The organism is Clostridioides sp. ES-S-0001-03 (genome assembly GCF_020676075.1).
Classification (GTDB): Bacteria; Bacillota; Clostridia; order Peptostreptococcales; family Peptostreptococcaceae; genus Clostridioides.
Window position 1 is genome coordinate 174,656 of the sequence record NZ_JACVWJ010000006.1, and the last position, 22,476, is coordinate 197,131.

Here is a 22,476-nt window from a genome sequence, read left to right on the forward strand (position 1 = left end):
TTATTTTCATTACATTACCATCGCATCCAATTTATTAACAAACTCTATTCCATAAAATATCTTTACTCTTTCCTCATCTGGCAATTTTTTAAATGCTCTTACTAAATCTTCTGCATCAATTTTTTTACTAAGAAATTCATTTTTTACTCTTTCTTCTGCTTCAATCATTTTTTTTGTTTTATTATCAATAACTTTATTCATAAATTACACCCCTTTGTCTGCTTTGTAATCTTAATATATCACTTAATAAGCACAGAGTCAACTCTTTTTGTTTACATAGCAATCTTAAATATGATATTATATCAGAAGAGGTGATAAATTAATGAATGAAAAAATTAATGAAAGAATTAAATTATTAAGGAAGGAATTAAATTTAAATCAAAGAGATTTTAGTAAAAAAATTAAAGTTGGACATGCCACTTTAGCTATGTTTGAAACAGGTCAAAGAACTCCAAAAGATATACATATATCCCAAATTTGCCAAGCATTTAATGTAAACGAAAAATGGTTAAGACAAGGAATAGGAGATATATTTTTAGAAATTGATGATACAATAATTTCTGAACTATCAAACAAATATAATCTTGATAATTTAGATGTGAAAATACTTGAAAGCTATTTAAAATTGACTGGAGAACAAAGAAAAGCAATAAAAAAATATGTATACTCACTTGTTGACACAATTTTAGAAGATGATGAATTGTATCAAGACTATAGAAGTGAATATATCGAAGAAAATGCCCAGCAATCTGCTGCTAGAAATGGCAATACTGAAAATATAGAAGAAGCAATAAATTTATATGACAATTTAGATAACACTTTAGAAAGGTAACTTAAAAATAAATAATGCATAAATTTTTACGACAAATAGCTTACGAATTCATTTTAAGAGAAGAACTTACGACATTACCCTATTTGTCCTTTTCAGATTATTAGAAATAATAATTTGAAAGTTTATTCCTATGACGAATTTGCAAAACTGATAAGAAGAGATATTGATTTTATTACTGAAAAATATGACAAGCAAGGATTTGTATTCTGGAGTAAAAGAGATAATACTTTTGTAATTTGTTACAATACGTATTATCCTTTTTATTCTATCCGTTGGACACTTATGCATGAACTATCACACGTTTTTCTAGGTCACGCAACAAAAACTAATGTTTTAAAACTACATTCTAAAAACAATAAATTATTTGAAGTAGAAGCAGAAGCCTTTACAAAATATATATTATGTCCTCATACAGTTTTATCATATTGTAAAATTTTGGAAATTTCTGAAATTATGTATGTTTGCGGTGTTGATAAAAACATTGCGTTAAAAAAAAGTGTTTCTTTAAAGAAAGGGAAAAATAATATTACTGATTTAGAGAATTTAGTTATAAAACAGTTTAATGTTTTTATTAAAAATTACATAAAATATAGAAAGAAAGGTACTTAGTTAACTAAGTACCTTTCTTTCTATATTTTCTTTCAATAATTATACAAATCTTCCATTTATATACTATATTATGATACTATAATTTTATTAACATGTTTTTAGGGAGGTTTTTATATTATGACTGAATATATTGTAGTTCTAAATAATTTAAATAATTGGGATTTGAAAGAATTTATAGATGAAAATAATACATATTCAATTTATAGCTCTACAGATAAAGAAATGGTTATTGACTATGCAAAAAGTTTAGCTTCTTCTATGAAACCAAGTCATTTAATTATCAAGGATAAAAATAATGTTGTAGAAAAAGATGAACTTTTTTTAAATAATAAATGTAGAAAATGTGGTAAACAACTTCCAGAAAACTCAGAACAAGATTTGTGTAAACTATGTATAGACATAGTAAAAACACAAACTATGGAAGTTGATAATGTTGAAAAACGCAAAAAGGAATTAGAAAACCTTAAACGTAACCCTGCATTAGTAATTGCATCAACTACTCCATTTTTAGAAGGATATAACATATATAAATATATCTCTGTAGAATATAGTAAAGTAACAGCAAGCTTTAAATTAAGAAAAAGTACAGATATTGACATTTCAAAAAATGAGAGTAATTTAGAACTTGCTCAAAAGCAAGCACTTTATAATTTAAAAGAAAAAGCAGTATCATGTGGTGGTAATGCTGTAATTGGTATAAGCACTAATTACATAGAATCATATGGTTCTTTTTTTATAATGACAAGTGGAACTGTGGTAAAAGTAAAGCAAAATGATAAATAAACCATAACAAAAACAAATGTATATTGATATGCATTTGTTTTTTATGTTATAATGCATTTTTTCTTCATAAGTTAAAAAAAATTGCTTGAAGTATAAGAAAAAATGCACTTAGTTTTTTACATATCACCTGTACTTTTCTATAATATTTTGTTTATATTTGACATGTATAGTATGAAAAAAGTAAAATATATATGTTACTATCTGTAAACAAAATATATAATAAAGTCGAGGTAAAATAATATGTTAATTGTACATTTATCTACTGGAGCAAGAAAAGGCATAATTCTAACACTTTCTAATGCTAAAATGAATATTCCAAAAAACGTATTACATACTGCAATAACAAAAGGTTTTAATAAAGCCATGAATACAAATTTAACTAAAAATGAAGTAATGACAAAACATTTTGTAAATATTTATGATAGAATTAAATTTTACAACAATGATAATTTTTTCAATTTAGAATACAGCATGAGTGAGTATAGTTTAGAACATAAAACAGAAAACTATATCTTTTTGGAAGAAAACCTTTCTATCGCTGAAATAGACAGCAAAAACCATACTAGAATCTTATCTATAGATTTTGAAACTGCAAATTCAAAAAGATGTTCTGTTTGTAGTATTGGCTTTGTAGTTGAAGAAGATAATGAGATTTTGATAGAAAAAGAAATCTTAGTTAACCCTAATTCAGAATTTTCAAAGACCAATATTAAAATACACGGTATTACCCCAGAAGATGTTTCTAACGCTCCTAAATGGGATGAAGCTTGGAGTATTGTTGAAGAATATATAACTCCATCTACATTAGTGATAGCACACAATCTAAGAAGCATGGAATTAGCTTGTATAAGACAGGAATGTGAAAGATATAATATGGATATACCTAAATTCGCTGAAAAATTCAATAAAATGTCTTATGATACTTTAAAGTTAGCAAAGGATTTATTACCTGATTTAGAAAACTATAAACTATCTACTCTTGCAAAAAAATATAACATAGAATTTAATCATCATAATTCCTTAGAGGATGCAAAAACATGTTTAAAAATATTCAAAAAATTACAAGAATCTGATACTTTACTTAAAGAAGTCAATAATGAGATTTTAATTAATTCTATCGATTTTGATTTTGAAGCAAATTGTAAAGACTACCCTTTAGATTGGGCATTAAAATACAGAAAAGATTTTCCTTCATTCGAGAATGTATTCTTATTTCTAAGTAATAATGATTATAGTTGGGATAGTCAAAAAAATTTAATCAAAGTTTTTGGAGAAGACTATAACATGAAAATTACATTTATTGACATAAGAAAAAATATCGTAGAAATAGAAAATCTAAAAACAAACAAAACTCTTAAACCCGTTGAAAATAAGACTTTAGAGTTTATAATCAAAGAAATAAGAAAAAGATTTTCTCAAAAAGTTACTTGTTAATACGTATTGATACGTATTGATATTTTTGTTATAATATAAATATAGTTAGAGAAAGGAGGAAATGATACTGTTGATTAATAATAAGTGGAGTAATAGTAACAATTTTCATGATAATAATAGCACACTAGATTATATAGAGGACTTTATCTACTGTATGAGTCATAGCAATAGTTTTAATGATATGATTTTTAAAGGTGGAATAACATTATTATGTGCTTTTAAAAAATATAATTATGGGTAATATAACTGTTAATAAAAATCTATATAAATGTATATAAATTTATACAAAAATACAGATAAAATATAGATAAACAGTAAGCCCTTCGTATCAAGTAATTGGTGCGAACTCCACGTTAATTGCTTTTAACTCCTAAAGCTCAATGACCAAAGCGAAGCTAGAAATGGCATATGTAAAGGTGCGAAAGCGGAAAAAATAATTGAGATGGCATATGGTGAAATAAAAGCTATCAATTTTATGTGATAGTCCTAAGTGCTAATGCAATGGATGTTTAGCAGGGAAACTCCTAAGTCTTAGATATGGAGAACCTTCAACGACTATCTCCTTGAGGGAGAGTAAAACCACAAGCTAATGGTGGAAGAAAAATGTGGCTCTTATCAGAGGATAAGATGAAGATATAGTCTACGCTTATGTGAAAGCATAAGAGGTCTACTTGTGAGAGAAAGACTGCATTAAAAGTTGCGTTTTAATGTGAATGAGAAAAATATAGACAAATTTAAAATATATAGATAAATTAGCCGATTTGTATTAAAATATAATTAATACAAGGAGGTGGTACGTATGGAATTAATTTCCATTGGAAAGTTTGCTAAAAAAGTTGGTGTTCATCCAAAAACATTAAGAAGAATGGAAGCTGATGGAAGGTTAAAGCCTCATTATGTTTCAGAGGGTGGTACAAGATACTATTCAACTGAACAACTTAGAGAATTTAATCAAAAGTCAGAGTTAAAACGCATTGTAGTTGGATATTGTCGTGTTAGTACGCCATCTCAAAAGGATGATTTAGAAACACAAGTTGAAAATCTTAAAACTTATATGTATGCCAAAGGATATGAATTTGAGGTTATTAAAGATGTAGGTAGTGGTATTAATTATAAGAAAAAGGGTTTACAACAGTTAATAGATAAGATAAATAATAGAGAAGTGAGCAAAGTCGTAATTCTATATAAGGATAGGTTAGTACGATTTGGTTTTGAACTTATAGAATATCTTTGTGAAATTAACGGTGTTGAAATAGAAATTGTAGACCATAGTGAGAAATCTAAAGAAGAAGAATTAACTGATGATTTGGTTCAAATTATCACAGTATTTGCTAATAGATTATATGGTTCACGTTCTAAAAAAACTAAACGTTTGATTGATGAGGTGAAAAGCATTGATAATAGGGAAAAAGATTAGATTAAAACCCACAAAAGAACAAGAAATGTTATTTTGGAAATCAGCTGGTGTAGCTAGATGGTCATATAATTACTTTATAGCTACCCAAAATGAAACATATCAATCATATTTAGATAATAATAAAACAGGAAAAAGATTTATAGGTGATGGGGAGGTAAGAAAATACATTAATAATGTATTAAAACCTACTACTCATGCATGGTTAAAAGAGGTTGGAAGTAATGTAATGAAGCAAGGTGTTAAGGATGCAAAAGATGCCTACACTAAATACTTTAAAAAACTTGCTGACAAACCAAAATTTAAATCAAAACATAAATCTACTCCAAGTTTTTATGTAAATTATGAATCTTTAAAAAGAATTGATGGATTTCATTTTAGAGGAGAAAAAATAGGAATAGTTGAAACTTCTGAGATGTTACCAAAAGTAAAAGATAAATATAGTAATCCCCATATTAAGTATGACGGAAAGCATTGGTGTTTATCTTTTAGTATTGAAATTGAAGAAGAAACATATCAGCTTACAAATATATCACTAGGAATTGATGTTGGAATAAAGGATTTAGCTATATGTTCAAATGGTGAAACTTATAAAAATATTAATAAAAGTAAGGAAGTTAAAAGACTTGAAAAGAAACTTAAAAGGGAATTAAGAAGTTTTTCACGTATGAAGGAAAACAATATGATTAATAAAATCTATTATAAAAGTGGAGATAAAAAAGGAAGATTAAAGTCTTTTGAATATATTCGTCCACTTAGAGAGTGTAAAAACTATCAAAAACAACTTAAAGTTGTTCAAGGAATTTACTGTAGACTTACAAATATTCGTAATAACCATTTACATCAAACAAGTTCTGAAATTGTGAAAACCAAACCTTTCAGAATAGTAATGGAAACTTTGAACATAAAAGGTATAATGAAAAACAAACATTTATCTAAAGCTATTCAACAACAAAAACTATATGAATTTAAAAGACAAATTCAATACAAGTGTAAAAAATATGGTATTGAATTTATAGAAGTTGATAAATTCTTTCCAAGTAGTAAAAAGTGTTCTTGTTGTGAAAACATTAAAAAAGATTTAAAACTAAGTGATAGAATTTACAAATGTGATAATTGTGGAATATCTATTGATAGAGATTATAATGCAAGTATTAATTTAGCAAATTATTCAGTTTAAGAGCTTTCACATTAAAAGAAATCTTAAACGTGTACCCATCGATACTGGGGAATTTAAGCCTATGAAGTGTTATATCAAACTAAAGTAGATTATCTTCGGATATTCAAAATAGGACACGTTGAAGTAGGAAAAGTTAAGTTAAAAGCCTTTTAGGTATAAGACAACTTACAGTAAAGATGTAGACAAGTAGATATATTTATATAAATTTGTGTATATTTTTCGTATCGGAATAGAAGATTAACAAAAGATATAGATATACACGGAACTGATTATAATAAATGGATTAATTTCAAAAAAGATATAATATCTTGCTCTCAGTATAGTAGATTTGAAGTAATATATAAAGTTATAAAAGAAATAACAACAAGTGAAGCTACTAAAAATGAAAGTGTAACCATAGGTGTTTATAGAGATGCTGAATTAATAACCAGATTCAGTATAGATGTGAATTTTAAGTGGTCTACTTTAGACTCAGAGAAATATTCACTAGGTGGATTAGTTACAATTAATGGATATACACCAGAATTAATATTGGTTGACAAAATACATGCTTGTGAGAGTAAACAAATTAATAGAAGGTTAAAAGATTTATTTGATATATACTCGCTAAGTTACTTAAAAGGATATAATAGCAATGATTTAGTAAGATTGTATATAGATAAATATAAAAATATACCAGAAAAAATGTACATGTTCCAATTAGAGAATTTTAATACTTTAGAGCATGGATATAATAGATTAAGAGGTATTGAATCTAAGCCTGAGTTTGCAACTGTTTATAAAAGAGTAAGCAATTTTATAGTTCCAATACACACTTTTATAGCATCAAAATCAAATAAAAATTATGTTTGGAGGAATGATAGGTGGACTTTACAGGAGTAATAAGAAACTCTTTCAATAATGTTGTACTATGTGGAGAATATGCAGGAAGCTTATTAGGAATAACTAATTTTCCAGACAATCATATAATAGCTCAATCTGCTTTTATAGATAAAGAAATTGATACAGATTATTTTACAGTGTACCCTGTTAAAAATTTAGACTTATCTTATGTAGAAGAAGTTAGAAAAGGTGTTTGGATAACAAATCCTGCAAGAACAATTTGTGATATGATAAGGTATGATAGCGAGTATAGTTTTATTCAAGAAGCTCTAGACTATTACATTTTCTATAATGAGAATGAAAAAGAACATTATAATGAGGTACTTAATGTAGCTAGATATTACAATATAGAACAAAAAGTATTGGATGCTATAAGTTTTGCAAAATCTCATGATTATTATGAAGAAAATTAATATTTGTAACTAATTTTATAAAGGCGGTGAAAATATGTATAAAAATGAATATATATTTCCAGCAGTTATAGCAAAACATGATAAAGGTGACTATGAAGTTAATTTTTATGATTTTTCAAATATAATAACTTGTGGCGAGAACTTAGAAAAAGCTTTCCTTATGGCAGAGGATGCTTTAAAACTGGAACTATTTGATTTATATTCAGATGGTTTAGAAATTCCAAAACCTACACAACTAAATAATATTAGTACTAAAGAAAATCAAACTGCTATATTGGTAAAAGTTAATTTAAAAGAAACAATAAAAGAATATGATAGTAAATCAATCAAAAAAACTTTAACTATTCCTTCATGGTTAAATAAAGAAGCTGAAAAAAATAATATAAATTTTTCTCAGTTATTACAGGAAGCATTGAAAAATAAACTTGATATTAATTAATCTTAATCAATAGTGCCTAGTGAATTTAATCTAGGCACTAAACATATAAACAATAGGAGTGATTTTAATGGACAATATAAAACGTGTTGCTCTTTATATACGTGTTAGTACAGAAGAGCAAGTATTACATGGTGATAGTATTAGAACTCAAACAGAAGCTTTAGAACAGTATGCAAAAGATAATGGTTTTATTGTAGTCGATAAATATATTGATGAAGGCTATAGTGCAACAAACTTAAAAAGACCTAGCTTACAACGTATGCTTGAAGATATAAAAGAAAATAAAATTGATTTGATTTTATTAACTAAAATTGATAGATTTAGTAGAGGTGTTAAAAACTTTTATAAAATAATTGAAATTTTAGAAAAACATAAATGTGATTGGAAAACAATTTTAGAAGACTACGACTCTGGTACTGCGGCTGGTAGATTACATATAAATATTATGCTATCTGTTGCTGAGAATGAAGCTTCACAAACAAGCGAAAGAATAAAGTTTGTTTTTAATAATAAAATTAGACGTGGTGAAGTTATCAGTGGAAGTACTCCTTTCGGATATAAGATTGTTGATAAACACTTAGTAATTGATGAGGAAAAAGCTGAAATAGTAAGAGAATGTTTTATTTCTTATGAAAAATTAACTTCTATGATAAAAGTTTTACAACATATAAACAACTCTTTCAATGCTAATTTTTCTTATAATTTTGTTTACAAACTATTAAGAGATAACATATATACAGGAATATACATTCGCAACGATTTCGTTGTAGAAAATTTTTGTGATGCAATTATAAGTCCAGAACAGTTTGAAACTGTTCAAAAGCTTTTATCAAAAAATGCTAAAGTTTATAATAACAAATTTCTTAACAATTTAGGTATGCAATATATTTTCTCTGGTATGGTAATATGTAAATGTGGGCGTAAAATGAGTGGTACATATTCTTTAAGCACGGATAAAAGAATATATAAGTATTATAGATGTCACATATCTCAGACTACAAAAAAATGTGACAATACAAAGAGATTATCAGAAAAAAAACTTGAGATTTTTTTATTGAAAAACGTAAGAAAACAATTAGAAGAAATTGCATTTAGACATGAATCTAATAATACAAAACCTAAAAGCAAAAATAATAATAAACAACTCCAAGATAAGATAAAAAAACAAATAAACAAACTTCAAGATTTATATTTTGATGACTTAATAGATAAAGAAAATTACAAACTTAAGTATCAAAAGCTTAATACACAATTGATTGAATTAGAAAAAAATAAGAGTGAGGAAAAAAATTCTATAATAAATCTACAAGCAATTAAAAGTTTTTTAGAAATTAATTTTGAAGAAATATATGCTGATTTAAATGACCAAGAAAAAAGAACTTTATGGACTAGTATTATAGATACTATAGTTATTGATGAAAATAAGAATCCTACTATCATTTTTTTATAATAATTAGCTTTAATTTTTGTACTAATACACTACTACCAGATGGTCCTAAAAATCCTAGTATTTCTCCTTTCCCTACTTCAAAATTAATATTTTGTAAAAATTTTTTATTTGTATAACTAAATGATAAATTATCAACTTTAATCATTTTTATCCCACCTTTTTATATATTTGACTATTTTAACTATATAGTCAATAAAAACCAATTTTTTTGTTTGTTAATACTTTTTAGTAAAAATATTAGCAAACAAGTTTAAAAATTTATTCCATAAGTTGTATAACTAGACCTCTTATCATCAATCTTAAAGCATCATCAAAGCAATTCTCACCAACTTCATGTTTGTATAACATAGTAAGAAATACTGCTCTAAACGCACCACTAAAGTTTTCTACACTTTTATTTTTTGCATTTGGAATATAAGATATCATCTTACTAATTTCAAAATCATCATGTTTAAAATGTTCTTCAATTATAGAATCTGGTAATTTTCGCATTAGTATTTCAAATTCTCCATTAATTAACAGATTTAAAATTGAAGTATCATCAACTAACTTATAAAATTTCATAAATATATCTGTCAACTGTTCATATGTAACACTGTCATCAAGTTTTTCTAATTCATATAACATTTGATTTTGTATTGAATCATGTATATCTCTCAATACTTCAAAAAAAAGTAATTCTTTAGATTGAAAAAACAGATAAAAAGTTCCTTTTGGAATATTTGCTCGTCTTACAAGCTCATCAACAGTAGTTTTTCTAATACCATATTGCTCAATGCACAAACTAGCTTCTTCTTTAAGTCTTTTAACTATGTATTCTCTTTCTTTATCAGAATATGATTTAGGCATCCTTTCACCTCCTATTTGACTAAATTAATCTTTACAGTCAATATAATTCATTTCCACTTTAATGTCAATAAATTTCTTAATTCCATTAAAAATCTTCGAAAATTCTGAATTTTATATAGCTTTTTTTATGCTATAATGTTATAATTAAAGTATAAATAATATATTATTCTATTTTCATATCTATTTGCTTATTTTTTAACTTAGTTTCTAATAGCAGTAATCATATTTATCTTTTTAAAAGTTCCATTTTTAATAAAAAATGAAGGAGTTGATTTTATGACTACTACTACAAAAAATCGTTTTTATGATTTTGTTCAAGAAAACTTAAATAAATATGTTGAAGTAAATTCTTATTTTAGCAGTTGCCCTTTATATGGGGAAATTATAGAAGCAGACAGCTTATCAATTACACTTTGTTCAAGATATATAGACGAATCTAATCCATCTTTAAACGAGACTTACACACTATATTTACCACTTAGCTCTATAATAGCTATTAGAACTATATAAAAAAGTTAATTAAATACAGGTTATTTTTATATAGGATGTAAGACTTTCTATATAAAAATAACCCTTTTCTATTTATACACTTAAAATATTAATACATATATTTAAAGCTGTAAATAGAATCTTATAATTATTGATTGTTTCAGTTATCAATAATTAAAATAACTATTTACAGCTTACATTTGACACTCTCTACTATAAATATATTAATCTACTAGTATCTATCTTATTTAGCACTTTTTAATTTTACTAACTCCTTAAAGGCGTTTTGATTTGCACCTCCACCAACTTGAGTTGCTTTTTCTAAAGTTTTATTTTTAAGAACATCTTTTTGACTATCAGCTAATTTATCACCAACCAAAATTACTGGTGACGCATTTTTTGCTCCTAAAGGGCCAACTGCTAATCCATCTATTAAATCATTTTGACTCTTGATTCCATTTTTAACTACATATGCATTTTTCAAAGTATCTTTTTTATAAAAATTATCTATTATCTTTGAATTTGTTTCGTCTCTGCTACTACCAGATAATCTAGTGGGATTTTTAAGTTTACTTTCCAAACTAGTTGATAAAGATACTGTACCGCCAATAATATAAGACTTCTCTATATTTAGTGAGTTTAAAAATTCATCTGCTCCTTGTAATTCGCTTTTTTCATTTGCAAGTATAATTGGAATATTATTTTCTGCTGCGGCTGCACCTACACTAATTGCATCAGCCAAACCTTTTACACCATTTACAACAGCTATTTGAGAAACATTTTTTATACTATTTAGTTTTTGAGCTAATAGCAAGCTTGTCTTATATCTGTCACTTCCTGATATTCTTTCAGTTGATATATTTAAGTTTTTTAATTGTTGTTCAGTTTCTTTACTTATGGAATTTTCTCCACCTATTAAGTATACTTTTTTTGCACCTAATCTCTGTATTTCAGCTTTAGTTTTTGAATTCAAAGCTTCCTTTTGTGTTAATAGTATTGGTGAATTGATAGCAGATGTAAAAGGAGTTGCTGCCAATGCATCCACTATTGAACTTCCATTTACTAAAACTACATTTTCTGAAGAACTAAAGCCATTTTGACTAACTTTAATGGCAGTTTCATATCTATCACTACCAATTAAAGATTCATTTGGAATACTTTCCCCAGAAGATTTTTCTGTAACAGCTTTTATAGTAAAGTTACATGGATAAAACTTGCTATCTCTATTTATATCATAGAATTTTCCAGTACTATCTATAATGTAACTTTCTCCTAAGTTTGCTTTTGCTTTAAACGTATCGTAACCTGGAACATTTGATTCTGAACCTATAGTTGATTCTCCACTTTTATCTTCTATGCTAACTACTATAGCACCTTTTCCTTCTGGTATATCAAAAGAATCGATTGGAACTGTTATGTATCCCGAATATTGTGTAGTGCCCTCTTTTAATTTTTTCATGTTATTTTCTTGAGGTATGCTATTTACTACTGGAGCATAATATATTTCATACTTAGCTCCTATACTCTCAGTTAAAAACATTACAGACTTTAGAGTCTCATCTCCCCTATTAAAGTCAAATACATTTGCAGCTGTTATCTTGTTTGAAATTAAAGGAACAATACTTGCATAGTCATGTTGATACATTTTTTCATCATCATTTGGTTTTTGACCTCCTCTGATTGAGAAATTATCTATATCAGACATAAGAGTCTTATCTTCATAAGATATCCAGAAGTATCCACGTTCAGAATTATAATCTCCCCAACTATTTTTTATTAGCCATGCACCATTTTTTGATGGTCTATTGCTTGAATTAAAGTTATCCTTAGAATAATTGTCATCCCAACCTACAACTGAAATAGCATGGTTAGTGTTAAAACTTTTTGTTGGACAATAATATGAATTTTGGTCTTCACTTTGATACCTAATATCTTCATAATAACCTGATGTTACTGCTCCATACTGTAATATAGCATTTTTTGTAGAGTTCATATCATTACTTACACATACAGCATCTGTTACATTAAAGACAGTTGGTGCTGTATTCATATTAGCTGGTTTTGTTGCTCCTTGTGCTTTAGATATTTTACCATTATATGGAATATCTTTTTCCAATTTAGGACCTGACCAAGATGTTAAGTATCCCATAGCTTCATAATTTAAAGCACCATCCATATCATTTACAGTCCATCCATATTCACCTTCTGAAGCCCACCATCTTAAATGTTCTTCTGATAAATCATAGTCTCCATAATTCTTCAATTTCAGGAAACTTTCTAAAGTTGCCATAGCTGCAAAGTCCCAGCATATTCCAAGATTTTCTTGATTTTTTATTGATGTCATTAATCCTAACTTTCTTGGGTCATAAGATGCTGGAGCTGTTCTTCCTTTGCTTTGAACTTTAGTACCTTCCAATTGATATGGATTTGGTATAATACCATTATATTTTTCTGTACGTCCATTTTTAGCATCTTCTAGATATTGTTTATAGGTCTCACTGTATTCAGCTTTTTTTATCTGATTCAATGTATTTCCATTTTCAGCTGACACAGGAATCGTTGACATTACTAAAATAGAAATTAAAAATAATGCAATAAACCTTGATGCTTTTCTTGAAGCAAACTTTTTCATACTTTCTCCCCCTAACTTCGAGCTAATTTTTAAAGATTTAATACTATATATGACTAAATATTGATTATTTCTAAATATATAATCATTTAAATCAATTATACCAAAGTTTTCCTTTAAAAATAAATAGAATAAAATAAAAAGCTGAAATTATCTTGGATAACTTCAACTTTTTATTTTATTATTTAAGATATTTTTATTTAAATCCAATTACTGCAGCTCCTAGAGCCCCCATTATCTGAGTATCTTCTGCAATAAATATTTTTTTATCTAATATTTCTTCTATCATTTTTACTAACACTTTACTCTTTGCAAGGCCTCCAGTAAATGCAATTTCATCTACTATTTCTCCTCTTGCTAGCATTGATGTTGACTTATTTGCAATAGATTTAAGTATTCCTGCTGCTACATCTCCAGTAGAAATATTTTGAGCTAAGAGACTTACTATTTCTGACTCTGCAAAAACTGTACACATACTAGATATATTAACTGGTTCATTTCCTTGAGCTAGTGTATCAATACTTTCTATATCACTCCCCAAAAGATTAGAAGTAATTTCTAAAAACCTACCAGTACCAGCAGCACACTTATCATTCATTATAAAATTAAATACATTTCCATCTCTATCTAAATTTATAACTTTACTATCTTGGCCACCTACATCTAAAATAGTCCTTACATTCTCATTTAAAAAGTAAACGCCTCTAGTGTGACACGTTATTTCTGTTACTTTCTTATCAGCAAAGTCCATTACTCCTCTGCCATAACCTGTGCCTACTACTTTTTTTATATCTTTTTTATCAATTCCATCGCTTAACAACTCATAAACTTGTTTAGATGTACTTTTAGGGCTCCATCCAGTTGGTATAATTATTTTTTTGACAATTTTTTGACCATCAAATAACACACCTTTTGTTGCTACTGACCCTGAGTCCACTCCTATACTAAACATAAACCCTCCTATTATTTACTCCTATAACATCTCCACAAACGCTTCAAATCTAGTTCTTAATTGTTCAGTGTCTGATTTTGAATAATCAGTTTCAAGAGACATAAATGGCTTATTTTTTTCTTTTGTAACAAATTCTCTTACTCTGTAACTTTCTATATTAAATGTATGACAGGCTTGTAAAACTACATCTATTACACCATCTACATTATATTCATCTATTATTCTATCTAATAGTTCAATTCTATGGTCATTGTTCATCATACAAGAGCAACCTATATTTATGTATTTTTGTGTTAAAGCATCATACACATCTTCATTTTCTTCATCAACTAATAAATCATTTGATCTTATAGCTCCACAAAGTTCATATGCAACAACTGATGCTCCAGCATCTTCTAAAGTTTTAACTATTTTTTCACTTATTCCACCAATTGGAGAACCTGTTATAAGAATTCTTGGTTTATCTTTTGTAATTGGACATTCTCCTTTTTCATATCTTTCTTTCATATCATCTATAACTTTTCTTAAAGATTGTTTAAGTTCAGCACGGTCAAATTTAAAACCTGCTTGATATAGAACATTATGAAGTTCAAGACCTGTAAGTGCAGATGGTTGTAATTTACCAAGTGCATAAAACTCTTTTAGAAGTTCTCTTTCTTCATTCTTATCTTTTATAGCAGCTCTTATATCATCTTCTGTTATAGTCACTCCTAAAGACTTTTCAACTTCATCTTTTAATTTTATCATTTCATCTTTCCAAAGCTTATAAGCAAACTCACCTTTTGCAGTATTTGGTAAATGCATTACATATGTTGGTTTAACCTTTGCAAGTTCTTCATACATTTTTTTCTTGCCATCACAGGTAGTTTCTCCTATTAATAAATCAGAAAAATAGAAATATGGACATGTATCTGTTATTGCATGTCCATAACTTGATTTTATTAAAGGACAAAGATTTCTTGGTAACACTTTTTCTGCATCTGGAATTGGTTCTTCACTAACTCCACAAACACCTACTACTGTTGCTCCTGCTGCCATTGGAATTTCAACTGGAGTAAATGTACAGAACACTCCAACCATTTTTTTCCCACTTTCTTTAAGTTCCTTTGCATTTATAAATCCTTTTTGTCTAGCTTCATTAAAACTATCAAATTGTTTTGGTAAATTTGCCATGAAAACATTCCTCCCAATTACTTCTCTTTATAATTCATTTTGTATTTTAAACAGTAAAACTTAAATATTTCCATTAAAATACAAACCTCTACATTAGATTTTATCATGCTTTACCTTTCACTCATCATTGTTTTTATCAATGCAAATCAATATATATATAGATATATTTTATAGTCATTTTTAAAATTTTAACACTTATTAATTAAACTCTCTAATCCTCAATCTATAAGCAAATACTGCTGTTTCATGCAATTTATCAATTAATTTTCCATTCACATAAAATCCTACAAATGCTCCTATTCCAGGCATTAGTTGCAAAAATTTGGCTAAATCTAAATAGTCCCTGTATTCTTGCTGAAATGTTCTCCAATCAAAATCATTGATATCATTTGGTAAATTTTTTATATACTCATCCCAATTATCCATCAATTTAAGTGTTGTATTTATATGAGATTGGCTAGAAAAGGCCAACTGCAATATATTTAGTATATAAATTCTTTCTCTATAGTCTTTGACATCATATCCATATATTGAAGCAACATCGTATAAAAATTTTATCTTAATACCTAAAAGTAGAGGAAAATCAGAAAGCCCCAAAAAAATCCCTCCAGCTCCTGTACCTGCTCCTTCAATCATTGCTGTAGTTTTATAATTTTTAGCCTTTTCATCAACTAGCTTTTCCCTTTCCTCTAAAGATATATTTCTAATTGGTGTCTTTGTCGCATATTTATATCCAAACAATACAGTTTTTGTCATTCCTTTTATTGAAGAAGTCATTATTTCATGGTATTTATCTGGCAAGACTCCATTGAATTTATTTTGTATACCTTTTGACGCCTTATCAAATATAGACGGTTTTTTTAATATATCTTTCTTCCATTGTTCTAATTCTTTTTTTGCTAATTCATTATAAGAAATCTCTTTATAATTTTTCAAATTTATCTCCTACTCTAAAATACAAATTTAATTAACTTACTTAATTGATTTAAAGTTATAGTTCATTTAACCTACTAAATTAGACTGTATAAATATTTTTTAGTCTCCTTATCTGCAAAACTTGCTTCTACTGTGTTTTTATAAATTATTTTATAGTCTTCTAAATTTAGATTAAATATATCAAATATTAGATTTAGTTCTGAATTTAAACTTATATCTGACACAGTTCTATTATCAGTATTTATGCTTACATTCAAATTATCTTTATAAAAATCGTAAAATGGATGACTTTTATAAGAATCTACTGTCTTAGTTTGTACATTACTGGTTGGACATATTTCCAGTAATACTTTTTTATTTTTAACTAAATCATATGCATATTTTTCTCCATTAATTTTTATACCATGGCCAATTCTATCTGCCTTTAAAATATTTATAGCATCTAATACATTTTTTCCACTTGCAGCTTCTCCTGCATGTACTGTAACTTTATATCCATAATCTCTTGCCAATTTAAAAGCTTCTTCATATTCACTGCAAAATCCGTCCTTCTCTGGACCACATAAATCTACTGCTACAACACCTCTATTTATAAAAGATTTACCTGCTTCAATTACCAACAATGCCTCTTCTGAGGTCATTGTTCTCATACAACCTAATATTAAATTCCCTTTTACATCATAAACACTTTCAGCATCTCTAATTCCTTCAACCACACTTTCAATTATACTTTTAGCACTCAACCCATTTTGAGTATGAAGTAATGGAGCAAATCTAATTTCTATATATTTAATATTTTCTTTACTTACATCCTCCAAAAGTTCAAAAGTAATTCTTTTTAAACTTTCTTTAGATTGCATAACTTTTAGAGGTAAATCAAATTTTTTTAAATATTCATCAAGTGAAGTACAATCATGTGGAACTTTTGATAATTTTTTTATTTCATCAATATTATCTGATGGTAAGTCTATTTTCTCTTTAAGTGCTATATCAAATATAGTTTCTACTCTAACACTTCCATCTAAATGGCAATGTAATTCTATCTTAGGTAAATTTTCAAACATTTTATCCTCCTTTTATACTTATAAATAATATATTCTATTGATAAGTTTTTAAGTCTTATTTCTATTATAACAATATACTAAAATTTTTCATGTTAAAAGCTGTGTATTAGTAAAATATTCTCATTTAATTTATAATTATCTAATTATATCCATTGATTTTTTTTAATATACATTTATTAATATACATTTGATAGTAAAAATTCCATTACATAATAATTTAAATTATATAAAGGCGATTTTAAATTTTTAAATTACAAAGGAGGACTTATTTTGATTACTTTAACTTTTAATACTATACAAACTTTAACCTTATCTATGCTATTCTTTTTAATTGGTAATCTGTTAAAGAATAAGATTAAATTTTTAAATAACTTCTGTATACCTGCACCAGTAATAGGAGGTCTATTATTTTGTTTTTTAAATTTATTTCTTAAATACTTTCATATAGCAGACATCTCTGTAAGTGGAAACTTAATGCCAAATTTCATAACTTTCTTTTTTACAACTATTGGACTTGAAATAAGCATAAACCTTATAAAAAAAGGTGGTAGTGTATTATTTAGATATTGGATTTTATGTGGAATATTAGCATTTTTTCAAAATATCATAGCCATATCAATATCAAAAATTATAAAACTTGAACCACTTTTAGGACTTATGTGCGGTAATGTATCTATGGAAGGTGGTCATGGTTACTCGGCTGCATTTGGGCTTACAATAGAAAGTCTTGGTATAAATGGTGCAGTTGGAGTTGGCTTATCGGCTGCAACAATAGGTCTTATTATAGGCGGGATATTGGGATGCCCTGTTGCTAGATTTCTAATAGAAAAGTATAAATTGCAACCTTCAACAAAAGCAGATTTATCAAGTCTTAAATATAAAAAAGATTCAATGAGAGTAATGAATAAATTTTTTAGAAACAGGAATAAAATAATCCAAAATAACTCGTCCCAAAAGATAACTCCTACTATATTTTTAGAGCAAGTTCTTCTTATATTTATTTGTATAAATACAGGAGAAATTATAAGCAGAATATTTTATATGACATGTAACATTCTTTTACCTTCTGTTGTGACTTGTATGTTTTCAGCAGTTATTTTCAGAAATTTAAATGACAAAATAAATATACTAGAGTTAAATTTTAAACTTATAGAGTTTCTAAAAGAACTTTCATTAGGAATTTTTCTAACATTATCACTTATGAATATAGATTTATTTGAATTATCAACATTATTGCCTCCAATTCTTCTAATAGTAACTTTTCAAGTAATCTTTATAATTTTATTTTCAATCTTTATTTGTTTTAAGATACTTGGAAAAGATTTTGATTCTGCCATCATAATAAGTGGCTTAATTGGACATGGAATAGGTGCTACTCCAAATGCTTTAGCCAATATGAGCTCTTTAACACAAAAATACGGAGATTCTCCAAAAGCGTTTTTGGTTGTTCCCTTAGTAAGTGGTTTTTTACTAGATGCCATTAGTATCCCTTGTATACTATTTTTTATAAACATACTGAGCTAGTATGTTTATTTTTTGTTATATATTGACAATTTAGCTTTTTTATTATATATTATAAGTATAGAACTTGATAATGATTTTCATTAGGAGGTGTTAATAATGACTGTTTACAACTTAAAACTTGGACAAAAGGGAATTATAGATAATATAGCTGGGAATGAAAAACTTATGAAGAGACTTCTTGCTTTAGGATTAATAGATGGCACTGAAGTTGAAGTAAAAAAAATAGCCCCTCTTAATGATCCTATAGTGATTAGATTTAGAGGATTTGATTTAGCTATTAGAAAATCTGATGCAAAAAATATAAATTTAAAAAATAATTAATATAAAATAAAAATAAGAAAAGAGATTTTAAAATCTCTTTTTTTATTTGCATTAAAAACATTTGTATTAGAACCATAAGTAATCTTAAGAAGATAGCCACTGACATTTATATTTGTTATAAAATTTAAAATAGAAATTCATAAATAGTAGTTATAAAGCTATATTTAAATTTGTATAAATATAGTATATTTATTTACATTTAATATATTTATATAATTATTACTTAAGAGTATAAAATACTAATTAATATTTCAACAAGTTGATTTTCTAGATACACTATATAGGTCTATTAAATTTTACTTTTAAATTTTTATCGTCTTGAACAAGACTATAAGTATTGTCCCATTGTTCTTCTTCATTGCTTTTTTCAAAAATATCATATGGTGTTTTTGCATTTTTATTATTAGAATTTTCTTCTTTTCTATCTAATGTACTATTCTTCACTTCAGAAACAGTATTTTGTCCTCCCTCTGACTCTTGTGCTTTCTTTTCTTTTAATTCTTGAATTTTACTTTCGATTTCTTTTATTTCTTTTTTTAAATTTTCTATTTTTGACTTAGCCATTTCATTATCAATACTTTTATCGTTTTTAACTTTCTCCAATTCTTCTTGCAATACTTTTTTTTGCTGTTCTAAACTTTGTATTTCACTTTGGTTATTACCTGAACTGTCTATATTAGACATCCTTGGTGTCTGACCACTTATACTTTCAATTTTCATTTTAGTAACCTCCTATTTCTATATGTTAAATTTTTCATTTATATATACTTTTATTTACATATATAATATTGGTTACAAATTCTATTTTCAAGTTAATTGTTCTGAAATGTCAGTATAGTGTAATGAAATAATTAGTAATATATTTATTTGAAAATAATCTGATGTATTCTCTATACTTATAGCTCCCTGGTATTTCTTAGCAACCTCTCTTATATTTGAAATTCCGATACCTGAACCACTTGTGTAATTATTTGCTGCATTATAACTATTCCTTATTTCTATCATAAAAAATCCACCATCTAGTTTAGTTGATAGTTTTAAATATCTATTTCGTTTATCTACAAATTTACAAGCTTTAATTGCATTGTCAATAGCATTGGCAAATACTATACAGAGGTCAACATCATTTATACTAGTATTACTTGGTATAATTACGTCACAATCCACCTGTATTCCTAATTGTTTTGCTATGCTTAATTTATTGTTGAAAAGGGCATCAATTACAATATTTCCTGTATTACAAGAAAATGATAGGTCACTGGTTATTTTTTCGAGTTTATTTAGGTACTCTTGTGCTTTTAAAATTTCGCCTTTTTTTAGCAATCCATTTACAATAGCTAAATGATTATTAAAATCATGCCTAAAAGACATCGTTTGTGACAATCGAGATTTTGCTTCTTCAATGTAATTTTTTTGAGAATGAATTTGTTGGTTTAAAATCGCCTTATTTTTCTCTTCTTTTAAATATTGCATCAATTTCTTAAACTCAAATAAAGAGAAAAAAACACATATAATTCCAATTGAAGAAAAAAGGAAAGCTTGAATTTCTTTAGTAAGAGATGTATTTATTAATAATTTTACAGTTTGAAGTTTTGTATCGATATTTATCGTTGAACTCGAATAACCAGTATGCTCAAATGATTGCCAAAATAATATTATGAGTAACAATGGCATTATCAAAATTATTGAATATCTATCAAATTTTACAGTTTTAATATTAAATTTTTTAGCACTATACCAATATATAAATCCAACTATTATAATCGTAATAAAAAATGAAATCTCTGTATTTATAACAAATTTATAAATATTTATATCTGTATTATTTATAAATAGTAAGTAATTAAATGGAGCTATAAATCCATATGCTAACTGCTCAATTATATATACTAATAGAGATAATACTATAGATAAAACTGTAGATTTTTTTATTACATACTTTACAAACAAAAAAGTCAGTAGAAAAAATATAAGCCGTGAATAAAATAAATTATATAAATTAAAATATGTATTTATACTAATTGACAAAACTGATACTAACAAGTATAAACTACAGTCCCCAAATTTCGACTTAGTATTTGTAAAACTAATTAGAAAGTAATATTGCAATACTGCCATTAGACTTCTATCTACTGCAAAAACGAACAAAATACTATATTCTAATAATACATTAGAAGAAGATAAATTAGCCATGCTATCTCCTCCTATTTTTCATATTTTCAAGCATAGCTTCAGAAAATTCTTGTTGACGTAACCTAGAAACAGGTATCATATCTCCATTTTCCATAACTACATTACCATTTTCATAGCTATATACAGCTTGTAAATTAATTATATAACTACGATGACATCTAAAAAAATTTATTGGTAAACTTCTTTCTAGACTATCAATAGTTTCATAATAATCAATAATTTCTTTTTTTAAATGGATATAAATCTTTCTTTTTATAACTTCACAATATAAAATATCTGCTATTTTTAACCTCCAATATGAGTGCCCTTTTTGTATTGTTATATAATTTTTTTCATTACTATCCAGCTTTATAATTATTCTATCCATTGTCTTAGATAGTTTTTCATTAGATAATGGTTTGAGCAAGTAATTTATAGCATCTACTTCAAAAGCATCATATACAAATTCCTTTAAAACTGTCACAAAAATTATAAAACAATCATTATCATATGACCTTAGTTTTTTAGCTGCTTGCATTCCATTAATACCTTCCATCTGTATATCTAAAAAGATAATATCAAATAATTCATGATTATATAATAGAGTCTCAGCTTTATCAAAAAGCTCTATATTATATAATAAATTATTTTTATTCATATATAGCTCTATATTTGCTTTTAAATCATTTAGCATATACGATTCATCATCACAAATAGCAATTGAAATCAATATGTAACACCTTCTTTCTCATATTATTTTATTATATAAAGTTAACTTCTTTCTTTCAATTAATCTGTTCTAGTATGCTTAATATATGTTCCAAAGTGAATAACTTTACGTTTCATAGTATATCTAATTTAAATTTATGTATCAATACTCTAAATTTAATTTTCCATTCTAGTAAATTTAAAAACAAACAAATATATTTAA

General features: G+C 26.5%; 25 protein-coding genes. 14 read left to right on the plus strand and 11 right to left on the minus strand.

Features of this window, described 5'->3' with window-relative positions; all coding sequences use genetic code 11:
• Positions 1-9: 9 nt before the first annotated feature.
• Positions 10-201, minus strand: coding sequence for a hypothetical protein (locus IC174_RS14030; protein WP_227483203.1), 192 nt, complete (start codon positions 199-201; stop codon positions 10-12).
• A gap of 121 nt (positions 202-322) precedes the next feature.
• Here IC174_RS14030 and IC174_RS14035 point away from each other — a divergent pair, with 121 nt between their 5' ends.
• The 11 genes from IC174_RS14035 to IC174_RS14085 all read left to right on the plus strand — a co-directional run bounded on the left by IC174_RS14035 (position 323) and on the right by IC174_RS14085 (position 9,436).
• Positions 323-832, plus strand: coding sequence for a helix-turn-helix domain-containing protein (locus tag IC174_RS14035; protein ID WP_227483204.1), 510 nt, complete (start codon positions 323-325; stop codon positions 830-832).
• A gap of 114 nt (positions 833-946) precedes the next feature.
• Positions 947-1,441: an ImmA/IrrE family metallo-endopeptidase gene (locus tag IC174_RS14040; RefSeq protein ID WP_227483205.1), complete on the plus strand. Its 495-nt coding sequence runs from the start codon at positions 947-949 to the stop codon at positions 1,439-1,441.
• A 117-nt stretch (positions 1,442-1,558) separates the two neighbouring features.
• On the plus strand, positions 1,559-2,224 hold the full coding sequence (locus IC174_RS14045; protein WP_227483206.1) for a heavy metal-binding domain-containing protein: 666 nt from the start codon (positions 1,559-1,561) through the stop codon (positions 2,222-2,224).
• Positions 2,225-2,464: 240 nt separating this feature from the next.
• Positions 2,465-3,658, plus strand: a complete 1,194-nt coding sequence (locus tag IC174_RS14050; protein ID WP_054277935.1) for a 3'-5' exonuclease — start codon at positions 2,465-2,467, stop codon at positions 3,656-3,658.
• Positions 3,659-3,728: 70 nt separating this feature from the next.
• Entirely contained in the window at positions 3,729-3,899 is a 171-nt protein-coding gene (locus IC174_RS14055) for a hypothetical protein (protein WP_227483207.1), read from the plus strand.
• Positions 3,900-4,457: 558 nt separating this feature from the next.
• A complete protein-coding gene (locus IC174_RS14060) occupies positions 4,458-5,075 on the plus strand; it encodes an IS607 family transposase (protein WP_227483208.1) in 618 nt (205 codons plus the stop codon).
• Positions 5,053-6,252, plus strand: a complete 1,200-nt coding sequence (locus IC174_RS14065; RefSeq protein WP_227483209.1) for a transposase — start codon at positions 5,053-5,055, stop codon at positions 6,250-6,252. The genes IC174_RS14060 and IC174_RS14065 overlap by 23 nt, the downstream gene beginning before the upstream one ends.
• 204 nt (positions 6,253-6,456) lie before the next feature.
• Positions 6,457-7,134 carry a nucleotidyl transferase AbiEii/AbiGii toxin family protein gene (locus IC174_RS14070; RefSeq protein ID WP_227483265.1) on the plus strand — a complete coding sequence of 226 codons (678 nt, stop codon included), beginning with the start codon at positions 6,457-6,459 and terminating at the stop codon, positions 7,132-7,134.
• Positions 7,116-7,547 carry a hypothetical protein gene (locus IC174_RS14075; RefSeq protein ID WP_021366669.1) on the plus strand — a complete coding sequence of 144 codons (432 nt, stop codon included), beginning with the start codon at positions 7,116-7,118 and terminating at the stop codon, positions 7,545-7,547. Before IC174_RS14070 ends, IC174_RS14075 begins: the two co-directional genes overlap by 19 nt.
• Before the next feature lie 34 nt (positions 7,548-7,581).
• Positions 7,582-7,986: a type II toxin-antitoxin system HicB family antitoxin gene (locus IC174_RS14080; RefSeq protein ID WP_227483210.1), complete on the plus strand. Its 405-nt coding sequence runs from the start codon at positions 7,582-7,584 to the stop codon at positions 7,984-7,986.
• Between the two features lie 67 nt (positions 7,987-8,053).
• On the plus strand, positions 8,054-9,436 hold the full coding sequence (locus IC174_RS14085) for a recombinase family protein (protein ID WP_227483211.1): 1,383 nt from the start codon (positions 8,054-8,056) through the stop codon (positions 9,434-9,436).
• Here the strand turns inward: IC174_RS14085 and IC174_RS14090 are convergent.
• Positions 9,423-9,581, minus strand: coding sequence for a hypothetical protein (locus IC174_RS14090; RefSeq protein WP_227483212.1), 159 nt, complete (start codon positions 9,579-9,581; stop codon positions 9,423-9,425). The genes IC174_RS14085 and IC174_RS14090 overlap by 14 nt on opposite strands.
• A 113-nt stretch (positions 9,582-9,694) precedes the next feature.
• A complete protein-coding gene (locus tag IC174_RS14095) occupies positions 9,695-10,285 on the minus strand; it encodes a TetR/AcrR family transcriptional regulator (RefSeq protein WP_227433255.1) in 591 nt (196 codons plus the stop codon).
• A 276-nt stretch (positions 10,286-10,561) separates the two neighbouring features.
• On the opposite strand from IC174_RS14095, the gene IC174_RS14100 reads away from it, so the two are divergent.
• A complete protein-coding gene (locus tag IC174_RS14100) occupies positions 10,562-10,795 on the plus strand; it encodes an ATPase (RefSeq protein ID WP_227433254.1) in 234 nt (77 codons plus the stop codon).
• Positions 10,796-11,018: 223 nt separating this feature from the next.
• Here the strand turns inward: IC174_RS14100 and IC174_RS14105 are convergent, their stop codons facing one another.
• The 5 genes from IC174_RS14105 to add form a co-directional block, all read right to left on the minus strand.
• Complete coding sequence (locus tag IC174_RS14105; RefSeq protein ID WP_227433253.1) at positions 11,019-13,406, minus strand: cell wall-binding repeat-containing protein; 2,388 nt, start codon at positions 13,404-13,406, stop codon at positions 11,019-11,021.
• Between the two features lie 193 nt (positions 13,407-13,599).
• Positions 13,600-14,355 carry an acyl-CoA dehydratase activase gene (locus IC174_RS14110; RefSeq protein WP_227433252.1) on the minus strand — a complete coding sequence of 252 codons (756 nt, stop codon included), beginning with the start codon at positions 14,353-14,355 and terminating at the stop codon, positions 13,600-13,602.
• 21 nt (positions 14,356-14,376) lie between these two features.
• On the minus strand, positions 14,377-15,528 hold the full coding sequence (locus IC174_RS14115) for a double-cubane-cluster-containing anaerobic reductase (protein ID WP_227483213.1): 1,152 nt from the start codon (positions 15,526-15,528) through the stop codon (positions 14,377-14,379).
• A gap of 198 nt (positions 15,529-15,726) precedes the next feature.
• Positions 15,727-16,464: an EcsC family protein gene (locus IC174_RS14120; RefSeq protein WP_227483214.1), complete on the minus strand. Its 738-nt coding sequence runs from the start codon at positions 16,462-16,464 to the stop codon at positions 15,727-15,729.
• 74 nt (positions 16,465-16,538) lie between these two features.
• On the minus strand, positions 16,539-17,528 hold the full coding sequence (add, locus tag IC174_RS14125; protein WP_227483215.1) for an adenosine deaminase: 990 nt from the start codon (positions 17,526-17,528) through the stop codon (positions 16,539-16,541).
• A gap of 270 nt (positions 17,529-17,798) precedes the next feature.
• Here add and IC174_RS14130 point away from each other — a divergent pair, with 270 nt between their 5' ends.
• Positions 17,799-19,052 (plus strand): sodium/glutamate symporter, encoded by a 1,254-nt coding sequence (locus tag IC174_RS14130; RefSeq protein WP_227483216.1) that lies wholly within the window; start codon positions 17,799-17,801, stop codon positions 19,050-19,052.
• Positions 19,053-19,148: 96 nt separating this feature from the next.
• Entirely contained in the window at positions 19,149-19,373 is a 225-nt protein-coding gene (locus IC174_RS14135; RefSeq protein WP_003423664.1) for a FeoA family protein, read from the plus strand.
• Positions 19,374-19,649: 276 nt separating this feature from the next.
• Here IC174_RS14135 and IC174_RS14140 read toward each other — a convergent pair whose 3' ends face one another.
• From IC174_RS14140 to IC174_RS14150, 3 genes are all read right to left on the minus strand, one after another.
• Positions 19,650-20,093: a FlxA-like family protein gene (locus IC174_RS14140; protein ID WP_227433245.1), complete on the minus strand. Its 444-nt coding sequence runs from the start codon at positions 20,091-20,093 to the stop codon at positions 19,650-19,652.
• An 87-nt stretch (positions 20,094-20,180) separates the two neighbouring features.
• The gene (locus IC174_RS14145) at positions 20,181-21,566 is read right to left on the minus strand and encodes a sensor histidine kinase (protein WP_227483217.1); all 1,386 of its coding nucleotides are present in this window, start codon (positions 21,564-21,566) and stop codon (positions 20,181-20,183) included.
• Between the two features lies 1 nt (position 21,567).
• Positions 21,568-22,275: a LytR/AlgR family response regulator transcription factor gene (locus IC174_RS14150; RefSeq protein ID WP_227483218.1), complete on the minus strand. Its 708-nt coding sequence runs from the start codon at positions 22,273-22,275 to the stop codon at positions 21,568-21,570.
• Positions 22,276-22,476 lie beyond the last annotated feature (201 nt).

Bases quoted from the DNA above. Each gene is read 5' to 3' on its own strand.
- IC174_RS14105 (WP_227433253.1), bottom strand. From the start codon at position 13,406: ATGAAAAAGTTTGCTTCAAGAAAAGCATCAAGGTTTATTGCATTATTT.
- IC174_RS14115 (WP_227483213.1), bottom strand. From the start codon at position 15,528: ATGGCAAATTTACCAAAACAATTTGATAGTTTTAATGAAGCTAGACAA.
- IC174_RS14140 (WP_227433245.1), bottom strand. From the start codon at position 20,093: ATGAAAATTGAAAGTATAAGTGGTCAGACACCAAGGATGTCTAATATA.
- IC174_RS14110 (WP_227433252.1), bottom strand. From the start codon at position 14,355: ATGTTTAGTATAGGAGTGGACTCAGGGTCAGTAGCAACAAAAGGTGTG.
- IC174_RS14145 (WP_227483217.1), bottom strand. From the start codon at position 21,566: ATGGCTAATTTATCTTCTTCTAATGTATTATTAGAATATAGTATTTTG.
- IC174_RS14080 (WP_227483210.1), top strand. From the start codon at position 7,582: ATGTATAAAAATGAATATATATTTCCAGCAGTTATAGCAAAACATGAT.
- IC174_RS14035 (WP_227483204.1), top strand. From the start codon at position 323: ATGAATGAAAAAATTAATGAAAGAATTAAATTATTAAGGAAGGAATTA.
- add (WP_227483215.1), bottom strand. From the start codon at position 17,528: ATGTTTGAAAATTTACCTAAGATAGAATTACATTGCCATTTAGATGGA.
- IC174_RS14050 (WP_054277935.1), top strand. From the start codon at position 2,465: ATGTTAATTGTACATTTATCTACTGGAGCAAGAAAAGGCATAATTCTA.
- IC174_RS14095 (WP_227433255.1), bottom strand. From the start codon at position 10,285: ATGCCTAAATCATATTCTGATAAAGAAAGAGAATACATAGTTAAAAGA.
- IC174_RS14030 (WP_227483203.1), bottom strand. From the start codon at position 201: ATGAATAAAGTTATTGATAATAAAACAAAAAAAATGATTGAAGCAGAA.
- IC174_RS14100 (WP_227433254.1), top strand. From the start codon at position 10,562: ATGACTACTACTACAAAAAATCGTTTTTATGATTTTGTTCAAGAAAAC.
- IC174_RS14045 (WP_227483206.1), top strand. From the start codon at position 1,559: ATGACTGAATATATTGTAGTTCTAAATAATTTAAATAATTGGGATTTG.
- IC174_RS14085 (WP_227483211.1), top strand. From the start codon at position 8,054: ATGGACAATATAAAACGTGTTGCTCTTTATATACGTGTTAGTACAGAA.
- IC174_RS14090 (WP_227483212.1), bottom strand. From the start codon at position 9,581: ATGATTAAAGTTGATAATTTATCATTTAGTTATACAAATAAAAAATTT.
- IC174_RS14060 (WP_227483208.1), top strand. From the start codon at position 4,458: ATGGAATTAATTTCCATTGGAAAGTTTGCTAAAAAAGTTGGTGTTCAT.
- IC174_RS14135 (WP_003423664.1), top strand. From the start codon at position 19,149: ATGACTGTTTACAACTTAAAACTTGGACAAAAGGGAATTATAGATAAT.